Consider the following 24,235-nt stretch of genomic DNA (forward strand, 5'->3'; position numbering starts at 1 on the left):
CGCTGTTATTAATATCTCACTCTGGTATGCTACATATCAATAATTTAACGTAATCATAAAGCCAAGTTATACACTTCGGCTATAATTATTGAGAGTGTAGTGTGCCTAACGTTAATCAGCCTTCTTATGAAGTGCCATTACCCACCGTTAAAATTGCCAGTTTTAACCTCTTAAATTATCTTGAGCCACCAATGGCTTATTATGATTTTCAAAATATTTATACCATTGAGCAATGGCATAAAAAGCAAACGTGGATAACGCGATTTCTTGATAAAAATCAACCTGATATTATTGGTTTTCAAGAAGTATTCAGTAGTGACAGTCTGCAATCTCTATTGAAAAATGCAGGTTATCCTTATTATGCCGTGATTGATTCACCCACAATAATTGACGATTTTATCTGCCGTAGCCCTGTCGTTGCAATAGCATCAAAATTCCCTATCACTGAAATAGCAACCGTTACAGCCGATCAACAAGCTGCAGCGTTATTAGGATTGGCAGATTTTCATTTTAGCCGTAAGCCCCTTAGAGCAACGATTGATATTCCTCATGTTGGCTTAACTGATTGCTATGTCACGCATTTTAAATCAAAACGATCACTGTTTGATGATCCACTTCCCAATACTATTGTTCCATCAGACACGGCATTATCACGTTTTGTCGGGCAACGATTAGGCAGTTGGGGATCGGCAATGCTACGTGGTACCGAAGCTAATTTATTATTCTTAGAGATACTTAAACAACGTCAATCCAGCACTCGCCCGATGTTATTAATGGGTGACTTTAATGATGAACTCTCTAGCTCATGCTTAGAACAACTAATAGCTGGCAACGTTTTTGGTATGTCTGATAGTGATATTGAACGCTTAATTGGCTATTACCGGCTTTATGATAGTTGGAATTTGTTTATCAAAAACACTGAGCAGCTCAATATGCCCCGCCCGCCAACTCACTATTTTGGCACTAAAACCTCAGTGCTTGATTATATTTTATTATCCCAAGAATTTAATGCTCAATACCCAGGTTCATTGTTTGAAGTCAGTGATTATCATACTGAAGATAAACACCTTGTTAATAGCAGCTTTGATGAAGATGGCTATAGCACGGATCATGGCATTCCATGTGTAACGTTGGCACTGCGATGTTAATAACCCACATTATAAATAAAAAAACCAGCGTTATGATTCATTGATCATTAACACTGGTTTTTTATTTAGCTGATTAACTCAAACAGTTAATTACACCACTAAGCCATTTTAGTTTGCAGTTGTTGCAGCAGGCTTACGGTTACGCTGAGGAGCACGACGAGCAGGCTTGCCATCTGTAGCTTTAGGCTTAGCATCTGTAGGACGCGGCTTACGACGTGCCGGTTTTCCCTCTGCACGAAGAGCATCATCACTACGTGGCGTTGGTTTACGACGCGTTGCAGGCTTACCATTTGAACGTGGACGCTTTTCACCATTTGCTGTAAATGATTGTGCTTTCTTGGGCTTTTTAGCTGCTAATGGACGAGTCTCCAAGCGTGATACGGGTAAATTAACGGATGGCTCAAAACCTTCAACAATTTCACGATCTAAAATTTGCTTTGTTAGACGTTCAATTGCACTCAAATCACCAAATTCATCAGCACAAACTAATGAAATTGCTTCACCAACACAACCCGCACGACCAGTACGACCAATACGGTGAACGTAGTCTTCAGCAACATGTGGTAATTCAAAGTTAACTACTTGTGGCAATTGTTCGATGTCTAAGCCACGAGCCGCAATATCAGTTGCAACAAGCACACGAACATCACCAGATTTAAAGTTTGCCAATGCTTTTGTACGTGCGCCTTGGCTCTTATTACCGTGAATAGCAGCAGATGAAATACCACGGCTTTCTAAGTGAGTCGCTAATCGGTTAGCACCATGTTTAGTTTTAGTAAACACCAGCACTTGTTTCCATTTACGCTCATTTAACAACTTAGTCAGTAAGTTTGCTTTTTTCTTTTGATCAACAGGGAAAATCCACTGCTTAACCGTCGGCGCCGTTTGGTTGCGAGGATTAACATCAATCTCAACCGGATTATTTACTAAACCTTTAGCTAGCGCACGAATATCATCAGAGAATGTTGCTGAAAACAGTAAGTTTTGGCGTTGTTTTGGTAATAACGCTAAAATTTTACGAATATCACGAATAAAGCCCATATCTAACATACGGTCAGCTTCATCTAATACTAAAATTTCAACATCACGGAATTTAACCGCATTCTGGCTGTGTAGATCCATTAAACGACCCGGTGTTGCCACTAAAACATCAGCACCTTGACGTAAACGATTAATTTGTTGATGAGCTTTTACACCACCAAATACAACCGCGGAATTAATTGGCAAGTTTTTACTGTATTTGGCAACATTATCACCAACTTGAGCCGCAAGCTCACGAGTGGGTGTTAAGATAAGTGCACGAATATGATTTGAACGAGCAGGTTGACCACCAGATAATTTTTCTAGTAGCGGCAATGTAAAACCTGCTGTTTTGCCTGTACCCGTTTGTGCCGCCGCCATGACATCCTTGCCTTCCAGTATCGCTGGAATTGCTTGCGCTTGAATTGGGGATGGTTTTTCGTAGCCTTGCTTAGCAACAGCTTCAAGAATTGGGGCGGATAGGCCTAAAGAGGCAAAACTCATAGCATCTCTCTTTGTATAAAATAAACGCACAGTAGCGTAGTAGCTTGTTCATCTAACGATCAACAAGCAATCACCCTATAAATAATAGGCATGATACGAAAAAACAGAAAAACGACCAAAATCATGTTTCTGTTTCAAATATAATATTACTATTTTTTAATTATTAATTAACTGCTGATTCAACGTCACTATCAATAATAGTCTCTGATGTTACATCTGCAGTTTCAGCAATCAGTGCGGCTTCATCATCAAGCTTGGCACGTTCTGCTTTAGAAATATAACGAGGCTTAGTGCTTTTATTAAGCTTAGCATTCGCCTTCTTCATTCTCTTTTTTAGCGTTTCGTTAATTTTTTTCTTTCTATTCATAATCGTGTCAGTTGATATTTTGAGCCATTTTTAAACAGGGGGCTGATTGTAATCATTCGCAGCTGAATAACAAGCATTATCCTCATAATGCAATTATAAATGCCAAATTATCATCTTCAACACAATAGATCATGATTAATTGGCTATTAATAATAGTCATAAATCATTTAATTTATTGCAAGGTATATACAATGCCAGATAAACAAACAGTAACCGTCTTACTTTTTGAACAATTTGAATTACTTGATACATTAGGTCCGCTACACATGTTTGGCTTATTACCCGAATATTATCAACTACAAATTATTACAGCGAATGGACAGCATGTTACCAGCACACAAGGCATCAATATGCAACCAACACTAAGCTTTAATGATGCAATATCAACAGGGATCTTAATTATTCCAGGCGGTGCAGGGATTCGATTTGCAGCTCATAACAAAGATATTTTAGCGTGGTTAAAAAAAGTGGCATCACAACAAAGTATTATATGTTCCACATCAACTGGAGCTGCATTACTTGCCAACGCAGGCTTACTCGATAATGGGAAAGCAACTACCACGCAAAAAAATCTTGATTGGGTATGCCAATTTGGTCACAACATTCAATGGCAAACCTCAGCCCGTTGGGTACGCTGTAATAATATATTTACCGCATCAGGCTGTTCTGCAAGTCTGGATATGTCATTAGCGGTTATCGGTTATCAATACGGAGATTCTATTGCTCGTCGCATTGCTGCTGACACTGAATATTTGTGGCTAAACGATCCTAATGATGACCCTTTTGCTCCACTCCATCTCGTTAAATAATTTAATTTTCCAACGGATTAATAGAAGCTACTTCCACATAACATAACTGTTAACTGCAATTGCCGTCTTTAATAACTCAATAAGTGGGATTGCACGAACAGCAATACTGATCTCTGGCTCAACTTCGTCTTCATCTTCGTCTTCATCCATATTAGCTATTAGCTGTGTTTTCTGAGTTAAAACGTGCTGTTTGTTTGCCAAGGCTATATTTTTTTCTAGATTAGCTAAAGCGATCTCAACATCATCTGCTGTTATTGCTCCAGGTATCTCTGCTGTAAACTCCATCATATTAATTAATGACTGTGCAATATCACCAAACATTATGACATTGTTATGTGATTTACTGCTAAATGTTACTAGCATCATTCTCTCCAAATTTTAATACTAACGTTATTGTTTATATATTTAACCATATAAACACTTTTACTACATTAAAATTACAAAAAAAGTTATTAATAGTTAGCAATCGTGATTAAGCATACGCTTGTATATGAAGTAGATATTGGTATAATTAATATTATTGATTAAAGACTATAAATACTTTGGAGACATGAACATCTTGCGTAATTTTATGTTGCTTATATTATGCTTAATTATAGGCTGTGATAAAAAGAGTCATATCGATTATTCTTCTTTTAATATCAAACCTGAAATTATTCCACACCAAAAGCAGCAAGGTTTCATTATTACAAAAAATTGTAGCCCATTTAAAATACCATCACAATTTAATAATCTCGAATATACAGCGAAAAAACTAATTAACTCCCATTGGTTATCTAATCCCAATTATCTTGAAGATATTAATCATTTAATCTATTTATTTAACCAAACACATATTCAAAAAGCAGATGTTTTCATTCAAGCACTTAATAATAGTGCATTAATCTATAAAAAAAATATGACTACGGTTAATATTACAAAAATAAAACTACAAGCTGATATTAATCAAAAGTTAAATTATTACCAACAAGAATTAATGGCTATAGACACCTATCTCGACATCATTAAAACAGATGAAAAACAATATATTGAAAATATTAGTTGTATAAAAAAAGAAATAAAAGAAAAACAACAATATTATACCAAACTGCGCCGTTCTTTAAAAAACGACCTACAGAATATGTCTCTTAATGACACTCTAATATTCGACATAATATCAGAAATAAAATTTAAATATAGAATAGATAAAACACTTCATTGCTCAAAATATTTAGATATTTATGAAAATATAAAGTTAATATCACCACATTCTTGTATTTATTATAATAAAGAAGAATTAATTAGCAAAATACCTAAAGAATATCAATATAACGCAACTATTACTTTTAATAAATACATTCCAGAATTATGGAAAACAATGGTACAACTCAATGGCTATTTTGAACCAAACTATAATAAACAAGTTTTTGATAAATATTTACAAAAAGATTTAATGATCGCTAATAATAATTTAAACATAAAACGTACAATTAAAAAAGAGCAGTCATCGCAATATTTAATAGAAAAACTAATAGATAAAAATAAACAGTTAAATAAACAAATGGCTGATGATATTAATAAAGAACTATTAGATGAGAATAATTTAATTGACATTTCAAGTTCAGCATTCTATGAAGAAATCACTCCATTATTGAATAAGAATATAAAAAATCCTATTATGAATTTTGCATTACTCTATAATAACAAATCGCTAATTAACAGTTTTACTCAAGAATACGCGACAAAAATACTTAATGAGTATCCAAAAGAGTTAACATTTAGTATTGCTGATAATGGTAGCTTTACTCTTCCAAAAATACGCGGGAATCACTATAAAATAGTTATTGATGTGAAAGAAAGTTACAGTGTCATTTATAATAGTTATAATATACTAACACCACCTACAGATCTTAGACAAAACTCACCCAATACAACATCAATGGAATATAATCTTAATCAAATTATCAGCCAAAAATTATTTAGGCTGTGGTATAACAGTTAATGCGTTGTGATATTTTAAAGAATTTCAGCTTTCTTTTGATGATATACAGCTAATTTCTCACATTATTTAAAATTTATTCGTCATAATTCTAATTCACTTATTAATTGATAGAAAATTTATTTTTTACTGTTGGTTATTACCCTATCCTATTAAAATTTAAACAAAAAAAAGCAAGAATCATAAAAAATAATAGCTAAAAAAATATCCCATCAATACAATAAGCCTGTTTTTGTACAATATAATAATAAGCAGTGTCCGATTTACCGTACATCTTTCATAAATTAATCTTCCAAAATTTAGTATCTTTAGTACACTTAATAGATAACCTTTATTTTTACATTGTTATTGCTTACAACAATTTGGAGTTATTATGAATAATAAAACGCTCATAGCTGACACTCATGATATTTTTGATGCTTTTATTGTGAATGGCCTACACCATAATTATTCAATATATTGCCAATTCCCTTTTAATGAAGATCTTGTCAATCAACATAGTTATGGTGAAAGTTTTGATATCGAATTTAATGATGGCCATAGGCATCATCAACAAGACCCCTACCTTTTATATAAATAGGGGCTTGTACTACAGACTTATTTATCATTAATTTTAATGACTATTTATGGCGACGAGCTCTGACATCAGCAGCAAGTTGACGTAAAACTTTATCAGTATCATTCCAGCCAATACAAGCATCCGTAATGCTTTGGCCATATGTTGGTGTTTCACCATCAACAATATCTTGCCGTCCTTCAACAAGATGACTTTCGATCATCACACCAAAAATAGCTTTATTACCATTGGCAATTTGCTGACCAACATCTTCAGATACAATCACTTGTCGTTGATATTGCTTAGCGCTGTTTGCATGACTAAAATCAATCATCAATTTATTACGTAAACCAGCATCAATAAGCTGCTGCATAATAACATTAACATCATCTGCACTGTAATTCGGTGCCTTACCACCACGCAATATAATATGACAATCTTCATTGCCTGCTGTGGTAACAATCGCTGAGTGTCCATATTTAGTAACGGATAAAAAATGATGGGGTGCACTTGCTGAACCAATAGCATCTGTGGCTATTTTAATATTGCCATCGGTGCCATTTTTAAAACCAACAGGACAAGAAAGCCCTGATGAAAGTTCACGATGGACTTGTGATTCAGTTGTTCGAGCACCAATCGCCCCCCAACTTATAAGATCACCCATATATTGTGGTGTGATCATATCTAAAAATTCACCAGCTGTAGGTAAACCTAAATCGGTTAAATCAGCTAACAATTTTCGTCCAATCCGTAAACCATCATTAAGCTGAAAGCTATTATCCATATACGGATCATTAATCAGCCCTTTCCAACCAACAGTTGTTCGTGGCTTTTCAAAATAAACTCGCATAATAATTTCAAGATCATCTTTAAGTTCATCTCGCAACTGCTTTAATTTATGACCATATTCTAATGCCGCAATAGGATCATGAATAGAACAAGGACCAACAATAACTAATAAACGATCATCTTCATCATTTAAAATATTATGGATTGATTTACGTGACTCATACACAGTTTTGGCTGCTGTAGTCGATGCTGGGAACTTCTCTAATACAGCAATGGGTGGCAAAAGTTCTTTGATTTCACTAATACGAATATCATCCGTTTTATGCATATTTCTACTTCCTATAATTCCTTTTAATACACGATAATTAGTCAACAAAGACAAATAACCATAAAATACTCATTCTGTTACCTTCGCTTAACTTATCGTTTAAAAACTAAGAGTGCAAACAGTAATTAGATCAAAATTGATATCAATTCTTTCATTTTACGATAACTTACGCACAAAATGACAATGTATGAACAGAAACATCTGAAATATGGAATATATCATTACACGAGAGAATAAAAAAACTGTAAAATATACTTATATAATAATAAACAACTTAATTTTTTATGTTTTAAAGAATATAAATATATACAATGTAGTATTAAAAATAACATTGTCCTATATTAATCTATAAATTAAATAACTATGTATTTTTTAACCATAAAAAGATGACTACAGATAATATAAATCGATGTCTATTAAATTTAAGGAGTGTTGCATTGTCTGAAAATAACATCATCACATTTAATAATGTTGACAAATGGTATGGCAATTATCATGCACTCAAGAATATTAATCTTTCTATTAATAAAGGCGAAAGATTAGTCATTTGTGGGCCATCAGGTTCTGGGAAATCAACATTAATTCGCTGTATAAATGGGTTGGAGCAATATAATAGCGGTGATATAACCGTCGCGGGACATTTACTCAATCATAAAGAACTTCATGCTATACGTGGGCAAGTTGGCATGGTATTTCAGCACTTCAATTTATTTCCACATATGACGGTTTTAGATAACCTGACATTAGCCCCTCGTCGTGCTTTAAAAATGTCAAAAAAAGATGCTGAAAACTTAGCCCGTAAATTTTTAGAACGGGTTCATATAGGCCATCAGGCAGATAAATTCCCTGGGCAACTTTCAGGAGGCCAACAACAACGAGTAGCGATTGCCCGATCGTTGTGTATGAAGCCAAACATTTTACTTTTTGATGAACCAACATCAGCCCTTGATCCTGAAATGATTCGTGAAGTTCTAGATGTAATGAAAGAACTTGCAGATGATGGCATTACAATGATTTGTGTTACACATGAAATGGGATTTGCGCGTCAAGTTGCAGATCGGGTTGTGTTTATGGATCAAGGTGAAATTATTGAAATAGCACCTCCTGCACAGCTATTTGATAGCCCTAAACATCAGCGTACACAACAATTTCTCGAAAATATTCTTAGCTATTGAGATCAAAAATAATGACTCAAGATACTCGATCTCATATTCCAAAACTTATTTCCATTACATTGCAAGTGATCTGCGTTGCTTCCATCATAATGTTGCTACTCAATAGTGGTGCAGAAGCTATGCATTATCACTGGCAATGGTACCGTATTCCTGAATATCTTTGGTTTAATGAAGATGGTCAATGGTATCCAGGTGATTTACTTGAAGGCTTAATGGTAACGCTGAAAATATCAAGTATCAGTTTAATCTGTACTGTGATTATCGGCTTTATTACAGCGCTATTACGAATGTCTGATTCTATCGTAGGCAGAGGTCTTGCTCGTGGCTATATTGAAGTCATTCGTAGTACACCTTTACTTGTACAAATTTATCTATTGTATTTTGTATTAGGTCCAGTATTAGGCATTGATCGTACAACGACAGCTATCTTAGCACTGTCTCTATTTCAGGGAGCTTATAGTGCTGAAATTTTTCGAGCTGGGCTTCAAGGGATCCCTCGAGGTCAACGAGAAGCCGCTGAAAGTTTAGGCTTATCACAAATTGATAGTTATCGATTTGTTGTTATTCCACAAATGGTTAGAAAAATTATCCCACCGCTCACAAATGAAGCAGTATCCTTAGTAAAAAATTCTTCCATTGTCAGTATTATGGCTATATTTGATTTGACAACAGAAGGAAGAAATATTGTCTCAGACACCGCAATGCCGTTTGAGGTTTGGTTCACCGTCGCGGCAATTTATCTTTGTATTACTTTAACGTTATCAGCATTAGCTGTTTGGCTTGAACGCCGTTTAAGTATTCCTAACCACTAAATTTATATACACATCAATGGAGAAAGCTATGAAACGCTTTATTGCGGTATTAATGACCGTTTTCACTTGCTTACTAGGGGCGAATAATGCCTTTGCAGCTGACAACAATAATGCGCTACAACAAATAAAAGAAAGCGGCACATTACGCGTCGGCTTATCAACATTCGTTCCTTGGGCTATGCGTGATAAACAAGGAGATTTAGTTGGTTTTGAAGTCGATGTCGCTAAGCGTTTAGCGGCTGATGCTGGTTTAAAAGTTGAGTTTGTACCCACCGCTTGGGATGGTATCATTCCGGCACTACTCGCGGGTAAGTTTGATGTTATTATTGGCGGTCTAACCATTACACCAAAACGCAACATGAGTGTTCTTTTTTCGCATCCTTATTCTTACTCAGCGGTTCAAATGGTGGCGAATAAAAAACTCGCAGCAAGCATGACCACAATTGCGGATTACAATAAACGCAGTGTCACAATAGCAGTTCGCAGTGGCGCTTATCCAGTCCAAACTGCACGCCAATTATTTCCTAAAGCTAAACTACGTCAATTTGATGACGAAACTCAAGCTTTTCAAGAAGTTCTAAATGGTAATGCGCAAGCAGCTTTAGCATCAACACCAACACCAGAGCAAATGGCCATAAAAAATCCAGATAGTTTGTTTATGCCGTTTAAGAAACCATTAACTCGTTATGCGACAGGTTTTGCTATTCGTCAGGGTAATTTTAACTTACTCAATTTCCTAAATAATTGGATTCAAGTTCGCACTGAAGACGGTTGGTTAAATGAACGTTATCAATACTGGTTTAAAACAACTAATTGGCAAAATCAGGTCAACGAGAATAAATAATAATGACTGCAGCGAAAACGTCATGTAACAACGATCCACAGTCGGGTTCTATCCCGTCTGCGGGACGTCACTTTACTTTAAAATTAAATAAACTCGATATTATTTTACTTATCATTATTAGTTGCTTTATTAGTTGGCTAGTTTATCGTTCATCAATTGGCATTCACTACAATTGGCATTGGCGTCAAGCATTTCAACTTATCTTTACTAGCAGTCGCGATGGTGGAATGCCTTATTTTATGCAAGGTATTATTAGTACTATCCGTGTTAGTATTTGGGGTATGATTTTTGCCGCCACATTTGGTTTATTACTTGCCCTTGCTAACCTTTCTTCATTTAAAATAATGCGGCTTATTTCAAATAGCTATATTCAGCTATTACGAAATATACCGCCACTTGTGTTTGTGTTTATTTTCTATTTCTTTATTTCAAATCAATTAGTTCCACTATTAGGTTTGAGCGGTATTTTTCGGCACTATAGCGGACAAGAAAACACATTACAGATTGTTTTATTTGGGCATAGTAACCTATGGGAAAATCTATTCTCAGGTGTTCTATGTGTAGGATTAATCGCAGCAGCTTATATTGCTGAAATTATTCGCTCAGGTATTAATACAATCAGTAAAGGTCAATGGGAAGCTGCTGACTCACTAGGATTATCAACATATAGTCGATTTCGATTTGTTATATTTCCACAAGCACTGGCAGCAATAGTACCCACACTAGCAGGACAGTTTATTTCTATCGTAAAAGATTCCTCTATTATTTCATTAATTTCAATACAAGAACTCACTTTTACAGGTTCTGAGATTGCTAACTCATCTGGGTTTATCTTTGAAATATGGCTAATTGTTGGTGCTGTTTATTTTATATTATGCTTTAGCTTATCATTACTGTTTAGAAAGTTAGAAAAATACAGTTCACGTCATTTACAACATCAATAATTTACAACATTCATAAATAGCATATAAAACCCAAGAATAGCGAATATTCTTGGGTTTTATTGTTTTTTAAGGTTTATTGAACACATCTTCTTTGATTAAATTTAGCAAATATATTTATATATGACGTTATAGATAACTCTATTATTTGTAAATGTTATATATCTTTTTACTACTTACAATCTTTATATAAGCATCTATTAACCTCTTAATTTTATCTTTCATATATCACCTCCCTGCTAACGAAAAATGTATATTCTTTAAGTATAGTTAATATTTATATAATGAGATGAGAATTATCCTAATTATATAGGTCACGATACAAATCACTGATACACTCACAACAAACATTTAATGGTGAGCACACGCATGCAAGGTACACTCAGTAAAATGAAATCATCACTTGGAGAAATAGTTGATTACTATCTTCCTGTGGGCGATCAACAACTTCATCTTAACCCTTATATTGGTAAGCAATTAATCCTTACTCATACAGGTAATATCTTCTGCTGTTCATGCGGGAAAAAGACCAAAAAGAGCTATTCTCAAGGTCATTGTTTTCCTTGTATGAAAAAACTTGCAAGTTGCGATATGTGTATCATGAAGCCAGAAACTTGCCACTATGCTGAAGGGACTTGCCGAGAGCCACAGTGGGGCGAAGCTAATTGCATGGTGCCGCACTATGTCTATCTTTCTAACACTTCGGCACTAAAAGTTGGAATTACTCGTCATACTCAGATCCCTACCCGTTGGATTGATCAAGGCGCAACTCAAGCACTTGCCATCTTAAAAGTAAAAACCCGTCAGATATCTGGACTGGTTGAAGTCGCTATTGCAGAAATGGTGGCAGATAAAACCAATTGGCGCACAATGCTAAAAGGTAATAATGTAGATATCGATCTCCAGCAACAAGCACAAGTATTATTACCAGAAGTAAAACAAAGACTCGCGGAAGTAACCGCTGAGTTTGGTGAAGATGCTATCGAATATTTAAATAATGATATTGTGGGTATTCATTATCCGGTTGATCAGTTTCCAACCAAAATAGCATCACACAATTTTGATAAAGAACCCGTTGTCAGTGGTATTCTTGAAGGTATTAAAGGTCAATATTTATTATTTGATACTGGTGTGATTAATATTCGTAAATTTAGCAGTTATGAAATTATTGTAGCTGAATAATCTTTACTCATAAAATTAAAAACGGTATTCCTATTTAATAAAGAGAATACCGTTGCTTATACCTTTATATTAATAATAAATAACGTTTATTTGGCTAGGGGCTGAATATACTTACGCTGACTATTCTGTACTGCAATATCACGCATAAATTTTTCACCTAAAACAACCCCATTCCCCCCATCAATCAATTGGTATTCAACTTCATCATTACGATCACCAAGCTTTGTTCGCAATAAAACTATTGGTAACCGTTTTTTATCCTTCGATTTTGCCCATGCTTTGACTGGGTATTTATATTCTTTAGCTTGAAACGTAAATTTTACCCAATTATTGCCATCTCGCTCAAATTCGACGAGATCTTTAACACCGATTCGAGATGTTGACGATTGAGGATCAATATAAGCAGAGATATGTTTTTTCCCTGATAATACAAGCACCCACTCATGGTGACCTAAGATTAACATACCATCTTTAGTTTCTATTTTTTTCTGATGTTGAACCGCAGCTAATTTCATGGATGCTGTAGAAGCGGTAATTTTATCTGTTGTAAGATCTGTCGAAACTGAGCCCTGCTTTTTTATCTCAATCGCTTTTTTTTCCGCAGCGACTGTTTGTGCTTGTGCCGCAGCTTTTATTTCAGCAGCCGTCACCATTGAAACAAATGTCAATGGTTTAGTTATTGGTTGTATAACTGAAGCTGTATCTTGTTGGTCATCAGTAATGGGTAATTGCTGAGCACAACCAAAAAGAAACAAAACAAATAAACCGACTGCCGTTTTCTTCATAAATCATATCTTCCTTTACATGTTCACAGGTCATAGTTAACCATAATACCTAGATTCATGTTATGCCAAATAATTCTATGCCATCAAATACATCACTATTATGCAACTGACTCATATTGTGAAAACTTATTGCTTAGCCACTGCTCATTGTACCAACCCATATTACGGCTATGCTTTGCATCGTCCCATAAACTAAAAAAATGACGACGAGTTTCAAAGCCATCATCTAAGTGGCTTTTTTCTAGATAACGTTCTGCTATATGCAGATCACTACGCACATCAAATAAATGGATAACATCCAATTCTCGATGCTTAAATCCACTATCACAAGGATCCAATAAACCTGCAACTTTAAAAGTCACCGGATCAAACAGTACATTTGCAATATGGCAATCATCATGTACAAATGATGATGATTCATGAGCAATTGGTGCTAAAATTTTGGTTCTACTTTCCCAAAGATCAGTAAATTTTTCTTTTAACCCAAGGCTAAACGGTGAACCCACACTCATTAAATAGTGATAAACACTGCCCATCCAATCATCAAATGCAGAACTCAAATTTTGGCTAAACTCACCATTTGAAAGTTCAAACCCTTGAGGATGCTGATGCTCATGAAGTGCTAATAGAATATCAGTATAATCTTCTCTAAATATTCTCACCGCTTTAGGATCTTCAGGTAATTGATGTGCAGAAACACCTTCTAACCAATCTAAAACGATATAATCATACCCAGACTCTCGTCCAAAAAGATAAATATCAGGAACTGGACACGACACAATTTTACGTAACTGCCCTAAGCTTGAAACTTCTTTAGCAATACGACCAACTTCACGCGAAAATTTAACGACAATTTTCGATTTTCCTGAGGCAAGAAAAACCACCCAACCATAAAAGGTTTCCTGAATATCACACACATCAGCTTTGCGGCGAAACATTGTAAAAAAAGCATTTTCAGCAATAATTTTAAGCTGTGGTTTATTCATGTTTGTCACCTTGATTATCATGGTCACACAATACAGATGATTTATACCTTTTTGGAATAAACCATTGGTTTTAAGTGACTTTTTGTTGTTTTGTATTTTAAGAATGCATCATAACAGCAAAGATAACCAGTATTGAAAGCTAGAAAAGATGAAAATAGTTTACTTTTACTTACAATTTCATTTTTAGTGATAATAATCTCTTTTTTTTAATGAAAATTTAGCGTTCTAAACTATTTAATTCGTTTATATAACTATAACCAATCGATAACATTTAAAAACAACCAAAAAAACAGTCAGATATAAAGCAAATAAATACTTATTAGACATATATCCATAGAAAACCAATCTAATACTCTTTTTAGTCAAAAAAAAAACATTTTGTATTGTAATAATCCTATTTCCACTTATTTTTTTATTTATATAGAATGTCTTGAGATTTCTATTGTTAATCATTTTAAAAGTTGATTGTTATTTGGCTATTTTTTGTGACCTAGATAAAGTTTTCATGCTAAAAGTCAGGGTTTAGTGTACTATCCAGCGACTAGAGCCAACCTCATTATGCGCTCTGTATTTAATAACGAACGATATCGGGGCGATATGCAATTACTCGAAGCCAAACTCCATAAAATTGACCGTCATAACTACCGCAGCTATTCAAGTATGCGCGGTGAATATCACTTTGTTGATTTCGACTTTTTTATCGATACCGTTCAGTCGGATCCCTTTGCGCCAGCTTCTCGCGTTCGTGCTCGTCGCGCTTGGTCATTAACTGACCTCGAATGGCTACGTGAAAAATCGACTGATTATCAACGTGCAGCTCGTGATTTTATTGCACGTTTCTTTGCTGATTTATCCCAGCAAGACAATGCTGTCTTAATTGACATGCCAGGACAGACTATTCTTGATCGCACTTCTGTTGTGTTTGATGAAGAAGGTATTGAATTACGTTTCCGCATTAATCTGCCTTCTGATGGCCGTACTATTATTGCGAAAAAGACCCTTAACTTATTGACTTTCTACTTACCAAAGATGATCCGTCGTGCCACTATCGCGCGTGAATTACCAATGGATGAGTTACAACGTCACTGTGAAGCGGTTGAAGATCAGGTTGCGCTACGTAGCCAACTTAAACAACACAAATTATTAGCCTTTGTTGCCGATGGTAGTTTATTACCTCGTCTTGCTGGTAATAGTGATTTACCACTAACAGATGCAGTGCCATTCCTAAGCCCTGATAATTTAGCGGTAGAATTAGAAGCGCCCCATAAAGGCAAAATTCGTGGTATGGGTATTCCGGAAGGTATTACGCTTATCGTTGGTGGTGGTTTCCACGGTAAATCAACGTTGCTTAGTGCTATTGAACGCTCAGTATATGATCATATTCCTGGCGATGGCCGTGAATATGTTGTTACCAATTATGCCGCAGCTAAAATTCGCGCTGAAGATGGTCGTTGTGTTCACAATGTAGATCTATCACCTTACATCAGCAACTTGCCTATGGGTAAAGACACAACAGCGTTTAGCAGCCAAAATGCATCAGGTTCAACCTCACAAGCATCATGGCTACAAGAATCAATTGAATCAGGCGCTGAAGCTTTATTGATTGATGAAGATACATCAGCATCTAACTTCATGATCCGTGATGAGCGTATGCAAGCACTGATCTGTAAAGAAGACGAGCCAATTACTCCATTAGTTGACCGTATCGCACTACTGCGCGATCAACACAACATCTCAGTAATGTTAGTAATGGGCGGTTCTGGTGACTATCTTGATGTCGCTGATACTGTCATTCAAATGCATAACTATGATGCCGTTGATGTGACAGAAAAAGCACGTGCAGTGGTGGCTTCTCACCCAACGCGTCGTAAGCAAGAAGGCACAGAGGTTATTGTTCATCCTCGCACACGTCAAATAAACCGCAGTGCACTACAAGCAATGTTGGAAGAAGGCAAATTTCGTATTCAAGTTAAAGACAAGACATCTCTTCGTTTTGGTCGTGAATACATTGATTTGCAAGCATTAGAGCAAATTGCTCACTCTAGCCAACTATTGGCTATTGGTTACTTATGGTTCCAACTTGCACAAACTAAAGGGTGGGAAAAAAATCCTACTCGCGCATTTGCCAATATGTTGCACGATAACTGGGCTGATATGATGCCTAAATATGGTGAAATGGCTAAACCTCGCGTTATTGAAGTCATGGCGGTATTAAACCGTATGCGTAAAGCTGAATTTAAGTAAGCTTTCTGCCGTCATCAGTGATGCTATCAACCCCGCGTAATGCGGGGTTTATATTAGCTCAGGATACGGTAGCGCAATAATCTACAATCAATTATAATATGCGGTCATTTTATTCGCGGATTACATTCATAAACTTACCACAATCATTAGTTTATGAATGTAATCGGCATAGGCCGACAGTTTAGGAACACAGCATGTCATTTTTATCTCAAGGTTTTTCTCCAGAGCTTGTTAAAGCATTAACCGATATTGGTTACGAGAAACTGACCCCAATTCAGCAAAAAGCAATTCCTCAAGCACGACGTGGTGCGGATATTTTAGCTTTAGCACAAACAGGCACAGGCAAAACAGCAGCCTTTGCATTACCTATTATTCAAAAGCTATTAGACAAACCAGCAACAAAAAGCCGTTTTAACGTTCGTGCATTAATTCTTGCACCAACACGTGAACTAGCAGAACAAATTTCAGTTAATATTAACGATTACGCTAAATATACTAATATCAATTGTACTGCTGTTTTTGGTGGCAAAAAAATGTCATCTCAAGAAAAACGCCTAGAACAAGGTGTTGATATTCTTGTTGCAACACCGGGTCGTTTAATTGAGCACATGGAACAAAATAACGTTTCATTAGCTAATCTAGAATGTTTAGTCTTTGATGAAGCTGACCGTATGCTTGATATGGGCTTTATCGGTGCTATTCGCGTAATTTTAGAAGATATTCGCACTAAGCCACAAACGATGCTGTTCTCTGCGACCTCTTCTGCACAAATGAACGCATTAGCGGCAGATATTCTACGTAAGCCACAACGTATTACGGTTACGCCTGAAAACAGTACTGCGTCAACAGTTGCTCACGTGGTGTACCCTGTTGATGAAGATCGCAAACGTGAAATGCTATCTGAATTAATTGGTAAGAAAAACTGGCCACAAGTGCTCGTTTTTGTGAACTACAAAGAAACAGCTAACCAACTAGTTAAAGAACTAAAACTTGATGGTATTAAAGCGGTTCTTTGTCACGGTGATAAAGCGCAAAGTGCGCGTCGTCGTGCATTAGAAGAGTTTAAAGAAGGTAAAGCACGCGTAATGGTGGCAACAGAAGTTGCGGCACGTGGTCTAGACATTCAGAACTTACCATATGTTGTAAACTACGACATGCCTTTCCTTGCTGAAGACTATGTACACCGTATTGGTCGTACTGGTCGTGCGGGACAAAAAGGTAATGCAATCTCATTTGTTAGCCGTGAAGAAGAACTTACTTTAGTTCAAATCGAGCGTTTGATTAATCAACGTATTCACCGCGTACAGTTAGAAGGCTACGAGCCAAAGAGCCGTGAAGCATTAGTTGAACGCATGAACACTAAAGCAGCTTACCGTGATCGTGCAGGTCGTCAAAATAATCCGACTCAAGATCAATCAGCTGCTGAACGTCGTGCTCGTTTACGTAAAGCTATTAGCAGTAAAGCAACTAAGATCACTCGTTTGAAGAAGTAATTTTCAAATGTGAGTCAATCATAAAGCTTCGATAGTTAATCTCTATCGAAGCTTTTTTTGTGATAACACTCAGTAATTTGTCATCATTTAATGCAACAAACGAGTATTACACCCATTCTTTATCTCACAGTATTTAATGATTTTCTCTGTTTTATTACTCATTTTACCAACAAACATCTCGAATAAAGTACGATGTGTTTCGTAAATTCAACTAACATTGTTGATCTAACAACACCATTTTACTCTATTTTACTCTCTATCCCTGTCATCAATAATGCATTTATCTAATTGCAGCACTATAAAATATGCCATTAAATACACTCACTAACTTATTCTATTTATTGATATTATTTAATATTGTTTGAGGTATATATGCGACTATCGTTGATCTTTATTGCCCTGCTATCCAGTATTTCTACTGCTGCATTAGCGAATGAACAAGCTGATGAAAAATCATACTTAACCATTATTCCTAATCACAACCCGCAGTTAATTCGAAATTTTAATCCATTTATAAATTCTCGCTTGCACACTGCTCGTGATTTTATTTATGAACCTTTGGTTATATTCAATGAGCTTAAAGGTAATATCCCTGTATTTCGTCTTGCCAAAAATTATACCGTTAGCGATGATTTATTATCGTTAACGTTTGATCTACGTAATGATGTTAAATGGTCTGATGGAGAGCAATTCACGGCTGATGATATTCTTTATACCTTTAATATGATAAAAGCAAACAGTGCATTAGATGATCGAGGGATCGCAAAACGTATTAGTAAAATAGAAAAAAATAATGATTATGTTATTACGTTTACCTTTAATGAAGTCAATACAAGCCTTGTTAACGATGTTGTTAGTATTCCCATTGTACCGCAACATATCTGGAGCAAAATAGATAAACCAGAAACCTTTACCAATGAAAATCCAGTCGGTACAGGACCATTTACAGAGATTGAACGCTTTACTTCTAGCCTCTTTACTCAATGCCGCAACCCTAATTATTGGGATAATGATAATTTAAAAGTAGACTGCCTACGTATTCCACAAAAGAACCATAATGATCAAGTATTAGCTGATTTAATCAATTCTGAAATTGACTGGGCTGGCTCATTTGTGCCTGATATTGATCGTGTCTTTGTCGATGCATCTAAAAACCATGGTTATTGGTATCCGCCAGCAGGCACGCAATCTTTTGTATTAAACTTCAATTCTAACGATCCTGCAAAAAAAGAAGCACTTGAAAATATTGACTTTCGACGTGCTTTTTCAATGAGTTTAAACCGCCAAGAAATCATTGATATTGCCATTTATGGCAACGGTAAAGTGAATGATTTTGCTTCTGGTCTTGGCTACGGTTTTGAATCGTGGTCAAATAAAAAAACACACGAAAAATATAAGCCTTATATGACACACAATGTGAAAGAGGCTAAAGCATTACTAAAAAAAGCCGGCTTTATTGATAAAGATGGTGATGGGTTTGTTGAGACGCCAAGCGGTAAAAAACTGACGTTAGAAATACAATCACCTAACGGCTGGACAGATTTCAATAATATTGTGTTACTTGCCTCGGAACAAATAAATGCGATAGGGATTAAAACCCAAGCACGTACTCCTGATTTCTCAGTTTATAACCAAGCGATGATCACTGCTGACTATGATATTGCCTATACCAACTATTTCCATGGCGCAAGCCCACATAAATACTGGGAATCGGCTTATCATTCTCGTTACCAAAATAAAGATGGCATGCCGCGCTTTGCCATGCACTTTTGGAAAAATGTAGAATTAGACACCTTGCTTGATAGCTTTTATCAAACCAATAAACACGATCAGCAAATGACAATTGCCCACAAGATTCAAGCATTATTAGCTGAGAATATGGTGACTATACCTGTTTTATCTGGACCTAATTTCTACCAATACAATACCAAACGTTTTACTGGATGGTGGAATGAAACGAACCCGAAAGGACGTCCTATGATATGGGAAGGAACACCTGAACGTGTATTACATGTACTTGATCTTAAACCCGTAGTCCCAACAAAAGCATAACGTCCACCTAATAAAAAGCCGAGTTAAGATCGTTATCTTACTCGGCTTTTTTAATACCGCTTCACTTGATATTTTAACTATATGGCACTGTGTTATATAGCTAAAATCTAACTATAATGGACGACGCTCCGCTTTAGTCGGAAAAATTCGACACCAATCATTTTTCATATCAACCACTTGCCACTGATGCTGTTTCGCCGCTTGCATTAATGCTGGGGTGAATTTACCTTCAAAAGAATCAGCACCATATTGCCACTCACGCTTGCTATCAGTGTGATGAATTAACATACCTAAACTTGCGCCTTTTTGAGAGGTTGTCCATGATAGCATGGCTTTATCACCTGTTGAGTTACCAACCGCAAGAATTGGACGCTTACCGATAATAGTCGCAATATTGATCGCTTTTTGTGGTCCGTCATTAATATAGACTAACTTATTGTTTTTAATCAAAGTGCCGTCTTTATAAGTATAACCAAACGCAGTACCAATCACATTTTCAGCGGGTATATGATAAATAGCCTCACTCCACGGCTTGATAAATGCACCACCAGCACCTGTCACAATAAACACATTAAATTTATGTGCATGCAAATAATCAATCAGCTCAATCATTGGTTGATAGACTAAATCAGTATATGGACGTTTAAAGCGGGGTGACTGCGCTGTTGATAACCAATTTAAGACATCTTTACTGTATTGCTCTGGCGTTAATCCTGCTTGTGATGTCGCAAGAATGGGCAGTAAGGCTCCCCAACCTTTTGCAAAAATAGCGTTAGTATTGTTATCAAGTACCCACTTATACGGTGTTTCTGTTTTCCACTCAGGATGTTGTGCACTTTCATGCTTTATTTGACTGAAAGCAAACAAAAACTGCGTATAAGTGGGTTTTTCAGGCCATAACGTTCCATCATTATCGATGACGGCAATACGAGCACTGGGCTTCACATAATCGGGATTACCAATTGTTGTCACTTCATGAACAAACTGAGTAATTGCGCTACGGCTAGCACTGTTATTCCATAATGGTAAAGTATTACCACTATTAGAGCATGTCGCGCTATAAGCAGAAGTGGAAACAGCCAATAAACTGACTACGCCAACCCATATCGCTGCCATTTTTTTTCTAGTCACAACCCTATGATCCTTGTTATTAATTTTCGTTATAATAAAAAGCAGGTCGTTAATGGCCTGCTTTCTCTTTCCTATTTACTTATTCTAGCTGTAATCTGCATAAGGATTAATACTGTTTAATGCAATTGCATGTTCGAACTCAGACAGTTTAATCGCTTCAGGTGTAATGGTAACTGAATGCTCATCCATTACTGCCTCACCAAACTGATACCGAATCGTTTCTTGTCCTTGGCATGCATTACTGTCATTACTAACTGTAACTGTTTTAATGGTCTGGTTACGCACTTGGTAAGCTGCTATTACATCATTACCGTATTTTGCGGTTAGCATAGCTATAGTTTGTTGAGGTGATAACACTAGTCCTGATGCATTATTACCACCAAAACCTTTCGCATTAAGAATAACGGCTTTGTAATCTTGTCCACATTCACCCGCAAAGGTATGCTTTGTCAATATATTAAGGTTTGAGCTATGAACATCATCAGCAATATGATCAATCGTATTAATCGCAGGTAGCCACCCGTATTGCCATACACCTAATGAGGCTACAAGCTGATCGCCTGCGGCAGCACTCATTGAATGACCCACATACGATTTAATTGCTGCAACCGGCCAGTTTTCAATACCAAACGTTTTAGCAACTTCGTTAAGAATATGGCTTTCTGTTACGCGATTTTGCGGTGTACCTGTGCCGTGTGCCTGTACAAATGTTTGCTTCACGCCCTCTTCACCAAGGATCGCTTTTGCCAATGCCGCCGCTTTTGCCACTGTGACATAGTTACCCACACCAGGTGCTGAAATCGACTTTTTATTGGCATCTGCATTCACAAACACATCAGCCACAGAGCCATAGATATTAGCCCCTAACTCAAGTGCTAATTCATCATCCATTAGCACTACAAATTGTGCAGATTCTGCCATGGTAAAACCTGCATTTGATGAAAATGGACGACAAGCACGACGATTATCAACACTATCAGTCCCATCCAATGCTTTTAATTGTTCATCCTCTGCTAATGCGCCCATCACTCGAAAGCCTTCCATAATTTCAGGAACGACGGGAGCTTCTGCATTACCGACAATCACAACTTTCGCTTTACCGTGTTGAATATCATGCATACCTTGACGCAGATTATATAAGAACGTCGCACACGCTCCCATATTTGTGCCCGTTGCACCAATACTGTTAATCACATAACCATTAATAAAGTCAGCCGGCATTTGTGCTAATGATAACGCCATCATTTTAGAACTTACACGACCGCCAGTAAGGTGTGCGGCAATCATACCACCTAGTGAGTTATCATCAATTTGCGCTAAACCACTACCAGCATATACTGAAACTTCATCGGGTTTAATATGACGTAAAACTTCATCCCATTCAAAACCTAATGAATTAAGCGCATCGGATGCACCGTATACAGTAAGAGACAAACCACGCGGATGGAAACGAGAATTATATAATTTACTAGGATCAAAACCCGTTGGAATATTACCGCCACTAGACACAGGAAAAGCAATTCGACCTTCAACAAGCGCATCAAAATTACCATTTACAGTAATAATGGCTTTTGTACCTTGAATATCAACCTGCCAATGACTGGGAATATGATTCGGTAATTTTGATTTACGTAACGTAAAGGTGATTTGATCATCTGCTGAATTAAGATTGGCTTTATATTGATATAGTAAATTATCAGGATCAAAAGACTCAATACGGCGTACACAAGTACCCGCTTTAATTGCAGTAATAATATCTTCAGTAATAGCACCATCATCACTCAATCCCATACGATGAGCGAGATCTTGCCATGTTGATTGCATTGCTTCTTCAGATAGCACATCAGCAACCATCAGTTTGTAGCTGTGAAAGCCTGAACTACGACCAGCAGCATTAATGCCACCTAGACCAACAATTAGCGGTAACTTTGCCATTTTAATATCCTGAGATCGATTTAATACATCGTTGAAATCAGAATATCAGGATTAAGCTGTGATTCATTCTATATTTATGCCAAAATCACTTACATTTCAGCCATAATAATAAAAACATTATAATAGTGCTTATTTTGTAAGCAACAACAGTTGAAGGTGGCATAATGAGAGTAGGTTTTATACTTTTCCACAGAGCATTGATTACCGGTATTTCATTAAGTGCTGAAATGTTAACCAGTGCCGCAAGCCTTCGTGATAGAAAAACCCAACAGCAATCCCCTTTTGAAATTAAACTCATTGCATCAACACTTAAGTCACCAACCTTAACGGCAGGCATTCGAATTCAACCCGATATTACTTTTGATGATCCGTCTAATTTTGACATTATTATTGTACCGCCTATGTGGGGAAACCCTATATCCTCACTATCAAGACATCCAGAAATTCCAGCTTGGTTGATCAAACAATATCACAATGGTGCACAAATCATTGCAACAGGCACAGGTGTCACTTGGCTTGCTGAAACTGGTTTATTAAACGATCAAACCGCCACCACCCACTGGTATTTTTATGATAAATTTTCACAACGTTACCCCCATATAAAACTTAATCGTCAAGCTTCTATTACCTCTGCAAATGGGCTTTATTGCACCGAAAGTATTAACTCGCAAACGGAAATGGTGCTATATCTTATCTCCAAATATTATGGTCAGAAAATTGCTAATACCATCGAAACCCATTATGGCCACGAAATAAGTAAGTCAGGTCATCAGCCTTTTTATGAAATTGGTGGTCAAGTGCAATTTGATGAATCTATCGCTCAAGCACAAGATTGGATGCAACGCTATATGTCACAACCATTAACCACTAAGCAAATAGCGCAACATTGTGCGCTACCATTGCGTAGTTTTAATCGTAAATTTAAAGATCAGGTAGGCCAAGCTCCTCATCAATATTTACGAAAAATCAGAATGGAAACAGCGAAAGAATTATTGCGGGATTTTGGTATGTCGTTATCTGATGTATCAGAACAAGTGGGATATAAAGACGCTTATCATTTTTCAACCCGATTTCAAAAAGAATTTGATATTACCCCTTCTCAATACCGTAATATGGTAAAAGCAAAAGCTTACAACGTTCAATGAACATCAATCAT

Annotated in this window: 21 protein-coding genes; 13 read left to right on the forward strand and 8 right to left on the reverse strand. The window is 36.4% G+C overall.

Annotated elements, in window-relative coordinates:
• Positions 1 to 101 precede the first annotated feature (101 nt).
• Positions 102 to 1,148 carry an endonuclease/exonuclease/phosphatase family protein gene (locus tag OC457_RS15535; RefSeq protein WP_235866956.1) on the forward strand — a complete coding sequence of 349 codons (1,047 nt, stop codon included), beginning with the start codon at positions 102 to 104 and terminating at the stop codon, positions 1,146 to 1,148.
• A gap of 108 nt (positions 1,149 to 1,256) precedes the next feature.
• Here OC457_RS15535 and OC457_RS15540 read toward each other — a convergent pair whose 3' ends face one another.
• Positions 1,257 to 2,672 carry a DEAD/DEAH box helicase gene (locus tag OC457_RS15540; RefSeq protein ID WP_080175265.1) on the reverse strand — a complete coding sequence of 472 codons (1,416 nt, stop codon included), beginning with the start codon at positions 2,670 to 2,672 and terminating at the stop codon, positions 1,257 to 1,259.
• A 163-nt stretch (positions 2,673 to 2,835) separates the two neighbouring features.
• Positions 2,836 to 3,039, reverse strand: a complete 204-nt coding sequence (locus OC457_RS15545) for a DUF2986 domain-containing protein (protein ID WP_080175266.1) — start codon at positions 3,037 to 3,039, stop codon at positions 2,836 to 2,838.
• A 191-nt stretch (positions 3,040 to 3,230) separates the two neighbouring features.
• Here OC457_RS15545 and OC457_RS15550 point away from each other — a divergent pair, with 191 nt between their 5' ends.
• Positions 3,231 to 3,848 (forward strand): DJ-1/PfpI family protein, encoded by a 618-nt coding sequence (locus OC457_RS15550; protein ID WP_080175267.1) that lies wholly within the window; start codon positions 3,231 to 3,233, stop codon positions 3,846 to 3,848.
• Between the two features lie 27 nt (positions 3,849 to 3,875).
• Here the strand turns inward: OC457_RS15550 and OC457_RS15555 are convergent, their stop codons facing one another.
• Positions 3,876 to 4,214, reverse strand: coding sequence for a DUF1840 domain-containing protein (locus OC457_RS15555; RefSeq protein WP_235866957.1), 339 nt, complete (start codon positions 4,212 to 4,214; stop codon positions 3,876 to 3,878).
• A 184-nt stretch (positions 4,215 to 4,398) separates the two neighbouring features.
• Between OC457_RS15555 and OC457_RS15560 the strand changes: the two genes are divergently transcribed.
• Positions 4,399 to 5,829, forward strand: a complete 1,431-nt coding sequence (locus OC457_RS15560) for a hypothetical protein (protein ID WP_080175269.1) — start codon at positions 4,399 to 4,401, stop codon at positions 5,827 to 5,829.
• A gap of 370 nt (positions 5,830 to 6,199) precedes the next feature.
• Positions 6,200 to 6,406, forward strand: a complete 207-nt coding sequence (locus tag OC457_RS15565) for a hypothetical protein (RefSeq protein ID WP_080175270.1) — start codon at positions 6,200 to 6,202, stop codon at positions 6,404 to 6,406.
• Between the two features lie 40 nt (positions 6,407 to 6,446).
• Here the strand turns inward: OC457_RS15565 and aroG are convergent, their stop codons facing one another.
• Positions 6,447 to 7,499: a 3-deoxy-7-phosphoheptulonate synthase AroG gene (gene aroG / locus OC457_RS15570; RefSeq protein WP_080175271.1), complete on the reverse strand. Its 1,053-nt coding sequence runs from the start codon at positions 7,497 to 7,499 to the stop codon at positions 6,447 to 6,449.
• A 437-nt stretch (positions 7,500 to 7,936) separates the two neighbouring features.
• Between aroG and OC457_RS15575 the strand changes: the two genes are divergently transcribed.
• The 5 genes from OC457_RS15575 to OC457_RS15595 all read left to right on the forward strand — a co-directional run bounded on the left by OC457_RS15575 (position 7,937) and on the right by OC457_RS15595 (position 12,453).
• Positions 7,937 to 8,674: an amino acid ABC transporter ATP-binding protein gene (locus OC457_RS15575; RefSeq protein WP_306341390.1), complete on the forward strand. Its 738-nt coding sequence runs from the start codon at positions 7,937 to 7,939 to the stop codon at positions 8,672 to 8,674.
• Between the two features lie 11 nt (positions 8,675 to 8,685).
• Positions 8,686 to 9,486: an amino acid ABC transporter permease gene (locus OC457_RS15580; RefSeq protein WP_080175274.1), complete on the forward strand. Its 801-nt coding sequence runs from the start codon at positions 8,686 to 8,688 to the stop codon at positions 9,484 to 9,486.
• Between the two features lie 28 nt (positions 9,487 to 9,514).
• Positions 9,515 to 10,330: a transporter substrate-binding domain-containing protein gene (locus OC457_RS15585; RefSeq protein ID WP_080175275.1), complete on the forward strand. Its 816-nt coding sequence runs from the start codon at positions 9,515 to 9,517 to the stop codon at positions 10,328 to 10,330.
• A 2-nt stretch (positions 10,331 to 10,332) separates the two neighbouring features.
• Positions 10,333 to 11,274 (forward strand): amino acid ABC transporter permease, encoded by a 942-nt coding sequence (locus tag OC457_RS15590; RefSeq protein ID WP_080175276.1) that lies wholly within the window; start codon positions 10,333 to 10,335, stop codon positions 11,272 to 11,274.
• Positions 11,275 to 11,628: 354 nt separating this feature from the next.
• Positions 11,629 to 12,453: a DUF2797 domain-containing protein gene (locus OC457_RS15595; protein WP_210436093.1), complete on the forward strand. Its 825-nt coding sequence runs from the start codon at positions 11,629 to 11,631 to the stop codon at positions 12,451 to 12,453.
• Between the two features lie 86 nt (positions 12,454 to 12,539).
• Here the strand turns inward: OC457_RS15595 and OC457_RS15600 are convergent, their stop codons facing one another.
• Both OC457_RS15600 and OC457_RS15605 read right to left on the reverse strand, forming a co-directional pair.
• Positions 12,540 to 13,238 carry a putative ATP-dependent zinc protease gene (locus tag OC457_RS15600; protein WP_080175278.1) on the reverse strand — a complete coding sequence of 233 codons (699 nt, stop codon included), beginning with the start codon at positions 13,236 to 13,238 and terminating at the stop codon, positions 12,540 to 12,542.
• Between the two features lie 98 nt (positions 13,239 to 13,336).
• A complete protein-coding gene (locus OC457_RS15605; RefSeq protein ID WP_080175279.1) occupies positions 13,337 to 14,224 on the reverse strand; it encodes a phosphotransferase in 888 nt (295 codons plus the stop codon).
• A gap of 597 nt (positions 14,225 to 14,821) precedes the next feature.
• Here OC457_RS15605 and OC457_RS15610 point away from each other — a divergent pair.
• The 3 genes from OC457_RS15610 to OC457_RS15620 all read left to right on the forward strand — a co-directional run bounded on the left by OC457_RS15610 (position 14,822) and on the right by OC457_RS15620 (position 20,013).
• Positions 14,822 to 16,468, forward strand: a complete 1,647-nt coding sequence (locus OC457_RS15610; RefSeq protein WP_080175335.1) for an ABC-ATPase domain-containing protein — start codon at positions 14,822 to 14,824, stop codon at positions 16,466 to 16,468.
• Between the two features lie 194 nt (positions 16,469 to 16,662).
• A complete protein-coding gene (locus tag OC457_RS15615; protein WP_080175280.1) occupies positions 16,663 to 17,961 on the forward strand; it encodes a DEAD/DEAH box helicase in 1,299 nt (432 codons plus the stop codon).
• A gap of 372 nt (positions 17,962 to 18,333) precedes the next feature.
• Entirely contained in the window at positions 18,334 to 20,013 is a 1,680-nt protein-coding gene (locus tag OC457_RS15620; RefSeq protein ID WP_080175281.1) for an ABC transporter substrate-binding protein, read from the forward strand.
• A gap of 111 nt (positions 20,014 to 20,124) precedes the next feature.
• On the opposite strand, the gene OC457_RS15625 is transcribed toward OC457_RS15620, so the two are convergent.
• On the reverse strand, positions 20,125 to 21,144 hold the full coding sequence (locus OC457_RS15625) for an HAD family hydrolase (protein ID WP_235866958.1): 1,020 nt from the start codon (positions 21,142 to 21,144) through the stop codon (positions 20,125 to 20,127).
• An 84-nt stretch (positions 21,145 to 21,228) separates the two neighbouring features.
• Positions 21,229 to 23,079: a beta-ketoacyl synthase gene (locus OC457_RS15630; protein WP_080175283.1), complete on the reverse strand. Its 1,851-nt coding sequence runs from the start codon at positions 23,077 to 23,079 to the stop codon at positions 21,229 to 21,231.
• A gap of 164 nt (positions 23,080 to 23,243) precedes the next feature.
• On the opposite strand from OC457_RS15630, the gene OC457_RS15635 reads away from it, so the two are divergent.
• The gene (locus OC457_RS15635; RefSeq protein ID WP_080175284.1) at positions 23,244 to 24,224 is read left to right on the forward strand and encodes a GlxA family transcriptional regulator; all 981 of its coding nucleotides are present in this window, start codon (positions 23,244 to 23,246) and stop codon (positions 24,222 to 24,224) included.
• Positions 24,225 to 24,235: the final 11 nt, after the last annotated feature.

This window comes from Photobacterium toruni (assembly GCF_024529955.1).
GTDB classification, from domain to species: domain Bacteria; phylum Pseudomonadota; class Gammaproteobacteria; order Enterobacterales; family Vibrionaceae; genus Photobacterium; species Photobacterium toruni.

Bases quoted from the DNA above. Each gene is read 5' to 3' on its own strand.
- OC457_RS15630 (WP_080175283.1), bottom strand. From the start codon at position 23,079: ATGGCAAAGTTACCGCTAATTGTTGGTCTAGGTGGCATTAATGCTGCT.
- aroG (WP_080175271.1), bottom strand. From the start codon at position 7,499: ATGCATAAAACGGATGATATTCGTATTAGTGAAATCAAAGAACTTTTG.
- OC457_RS15540 (WP_080175265.1), bottom strand. From the start codon at position 2,672: ATGAGTTTTGCCTCTTTAGGCCTATCCGCCCCAATTCTTGAAGCTGTT.
- OC457_RS15590 (WP_080175276.1), top strand. From the start codon at position 10,333: ATGACTGCAGCGAAAACGTCATGTAACAACGATCCACAGTCGGGTTCT.
- OC457_RS15635 (WP_080175284.1), top strand. From the start codon at position 23,244: ATGAGAGTAGGTTTTATACTTTTCCACAGAGCATTGATTACCGGTATT.
- OC457_RS15565 (WP_080175270.1), top strand. From the start codon at position 6,200: ATGAATAATAAAACGCTCATAGCTGACACTCATGATATTTTTGATGCT.
- OC457_RS15560 (WP_080175269.1), top strand. From the start codon at position 4,399: ATGAACATCTTGCGTAATTTTATGTTGCTTATATTATGCTTAATTATA.
- OC457_RS15620 (WP_080175281.1), top strand. From the start codon at position 18,334: ATGCGACTATCGTTGATCTTTATTGCCCTGCTATCCAGTATTTCTACT.
- OC457_RS15585 (WP_080175275.1), top strand. From the start codon at position 9,515: ATGAAACGCTTTATTGCGGTATTAATGACCGTTTTCACTTGCTTACTA.
- OC457_RS15550 (WP_080175267.1), top strand. From the start codon at position 3,231: ATGCCAGATAAACAAACAGTAACCGTCTTACTTTTTGAACAATTTGAA.
- OC457_RS15605 (WP_080175279.1), bottom strand. From the start codon at position 14,224: ATGAATAAACCACAGCTTAAAATTATTGCTGAAAATGCTTTTTTTACA.
- OC457_RS15580 (WP_080175274.1), top strand. From the start codon at position 8,686: ATGACTCAAGATACTCGATCTCATATTCCAAAACTTATTTCCATTACA.
- OC457_RS15610 (WP_080175335.1), top strand. From the start codon at position 14,822: ATGCAATTACTCGAAGCCAAACTCCATAAAATTGACCGTCATAACTAC.
- OC457_RS15545 (WP_080175266.1), bottom strand. From the start codon at position 3,039: ATGAATAGAAAGAAAAAAATTAACGAAACGCTAAAAAAGAGAATGAAG.
- OC457_RS15555 (WP_235866957.1), bottom strand. From the start codon at position 4,214: ATGATGCTAGTAACATTTAGCAGTAAATCACATAACAATGTCATAATG.
- OC457_RS15615 (WP_080175280.1), top strand. From the start codon at position 16,663: ATGTCATTTTTATCTCAAGGTTTTTCTCCAGAGCTTGTTAAAGCATTA.
- OC457_RS15600 (WP_080175278.1), bottom strand. From the start codon at position 13,238: ATGAAGAAAACGGCAGTCGGTTTATTTGTTTTGTTTCTTTTTGGTTGT.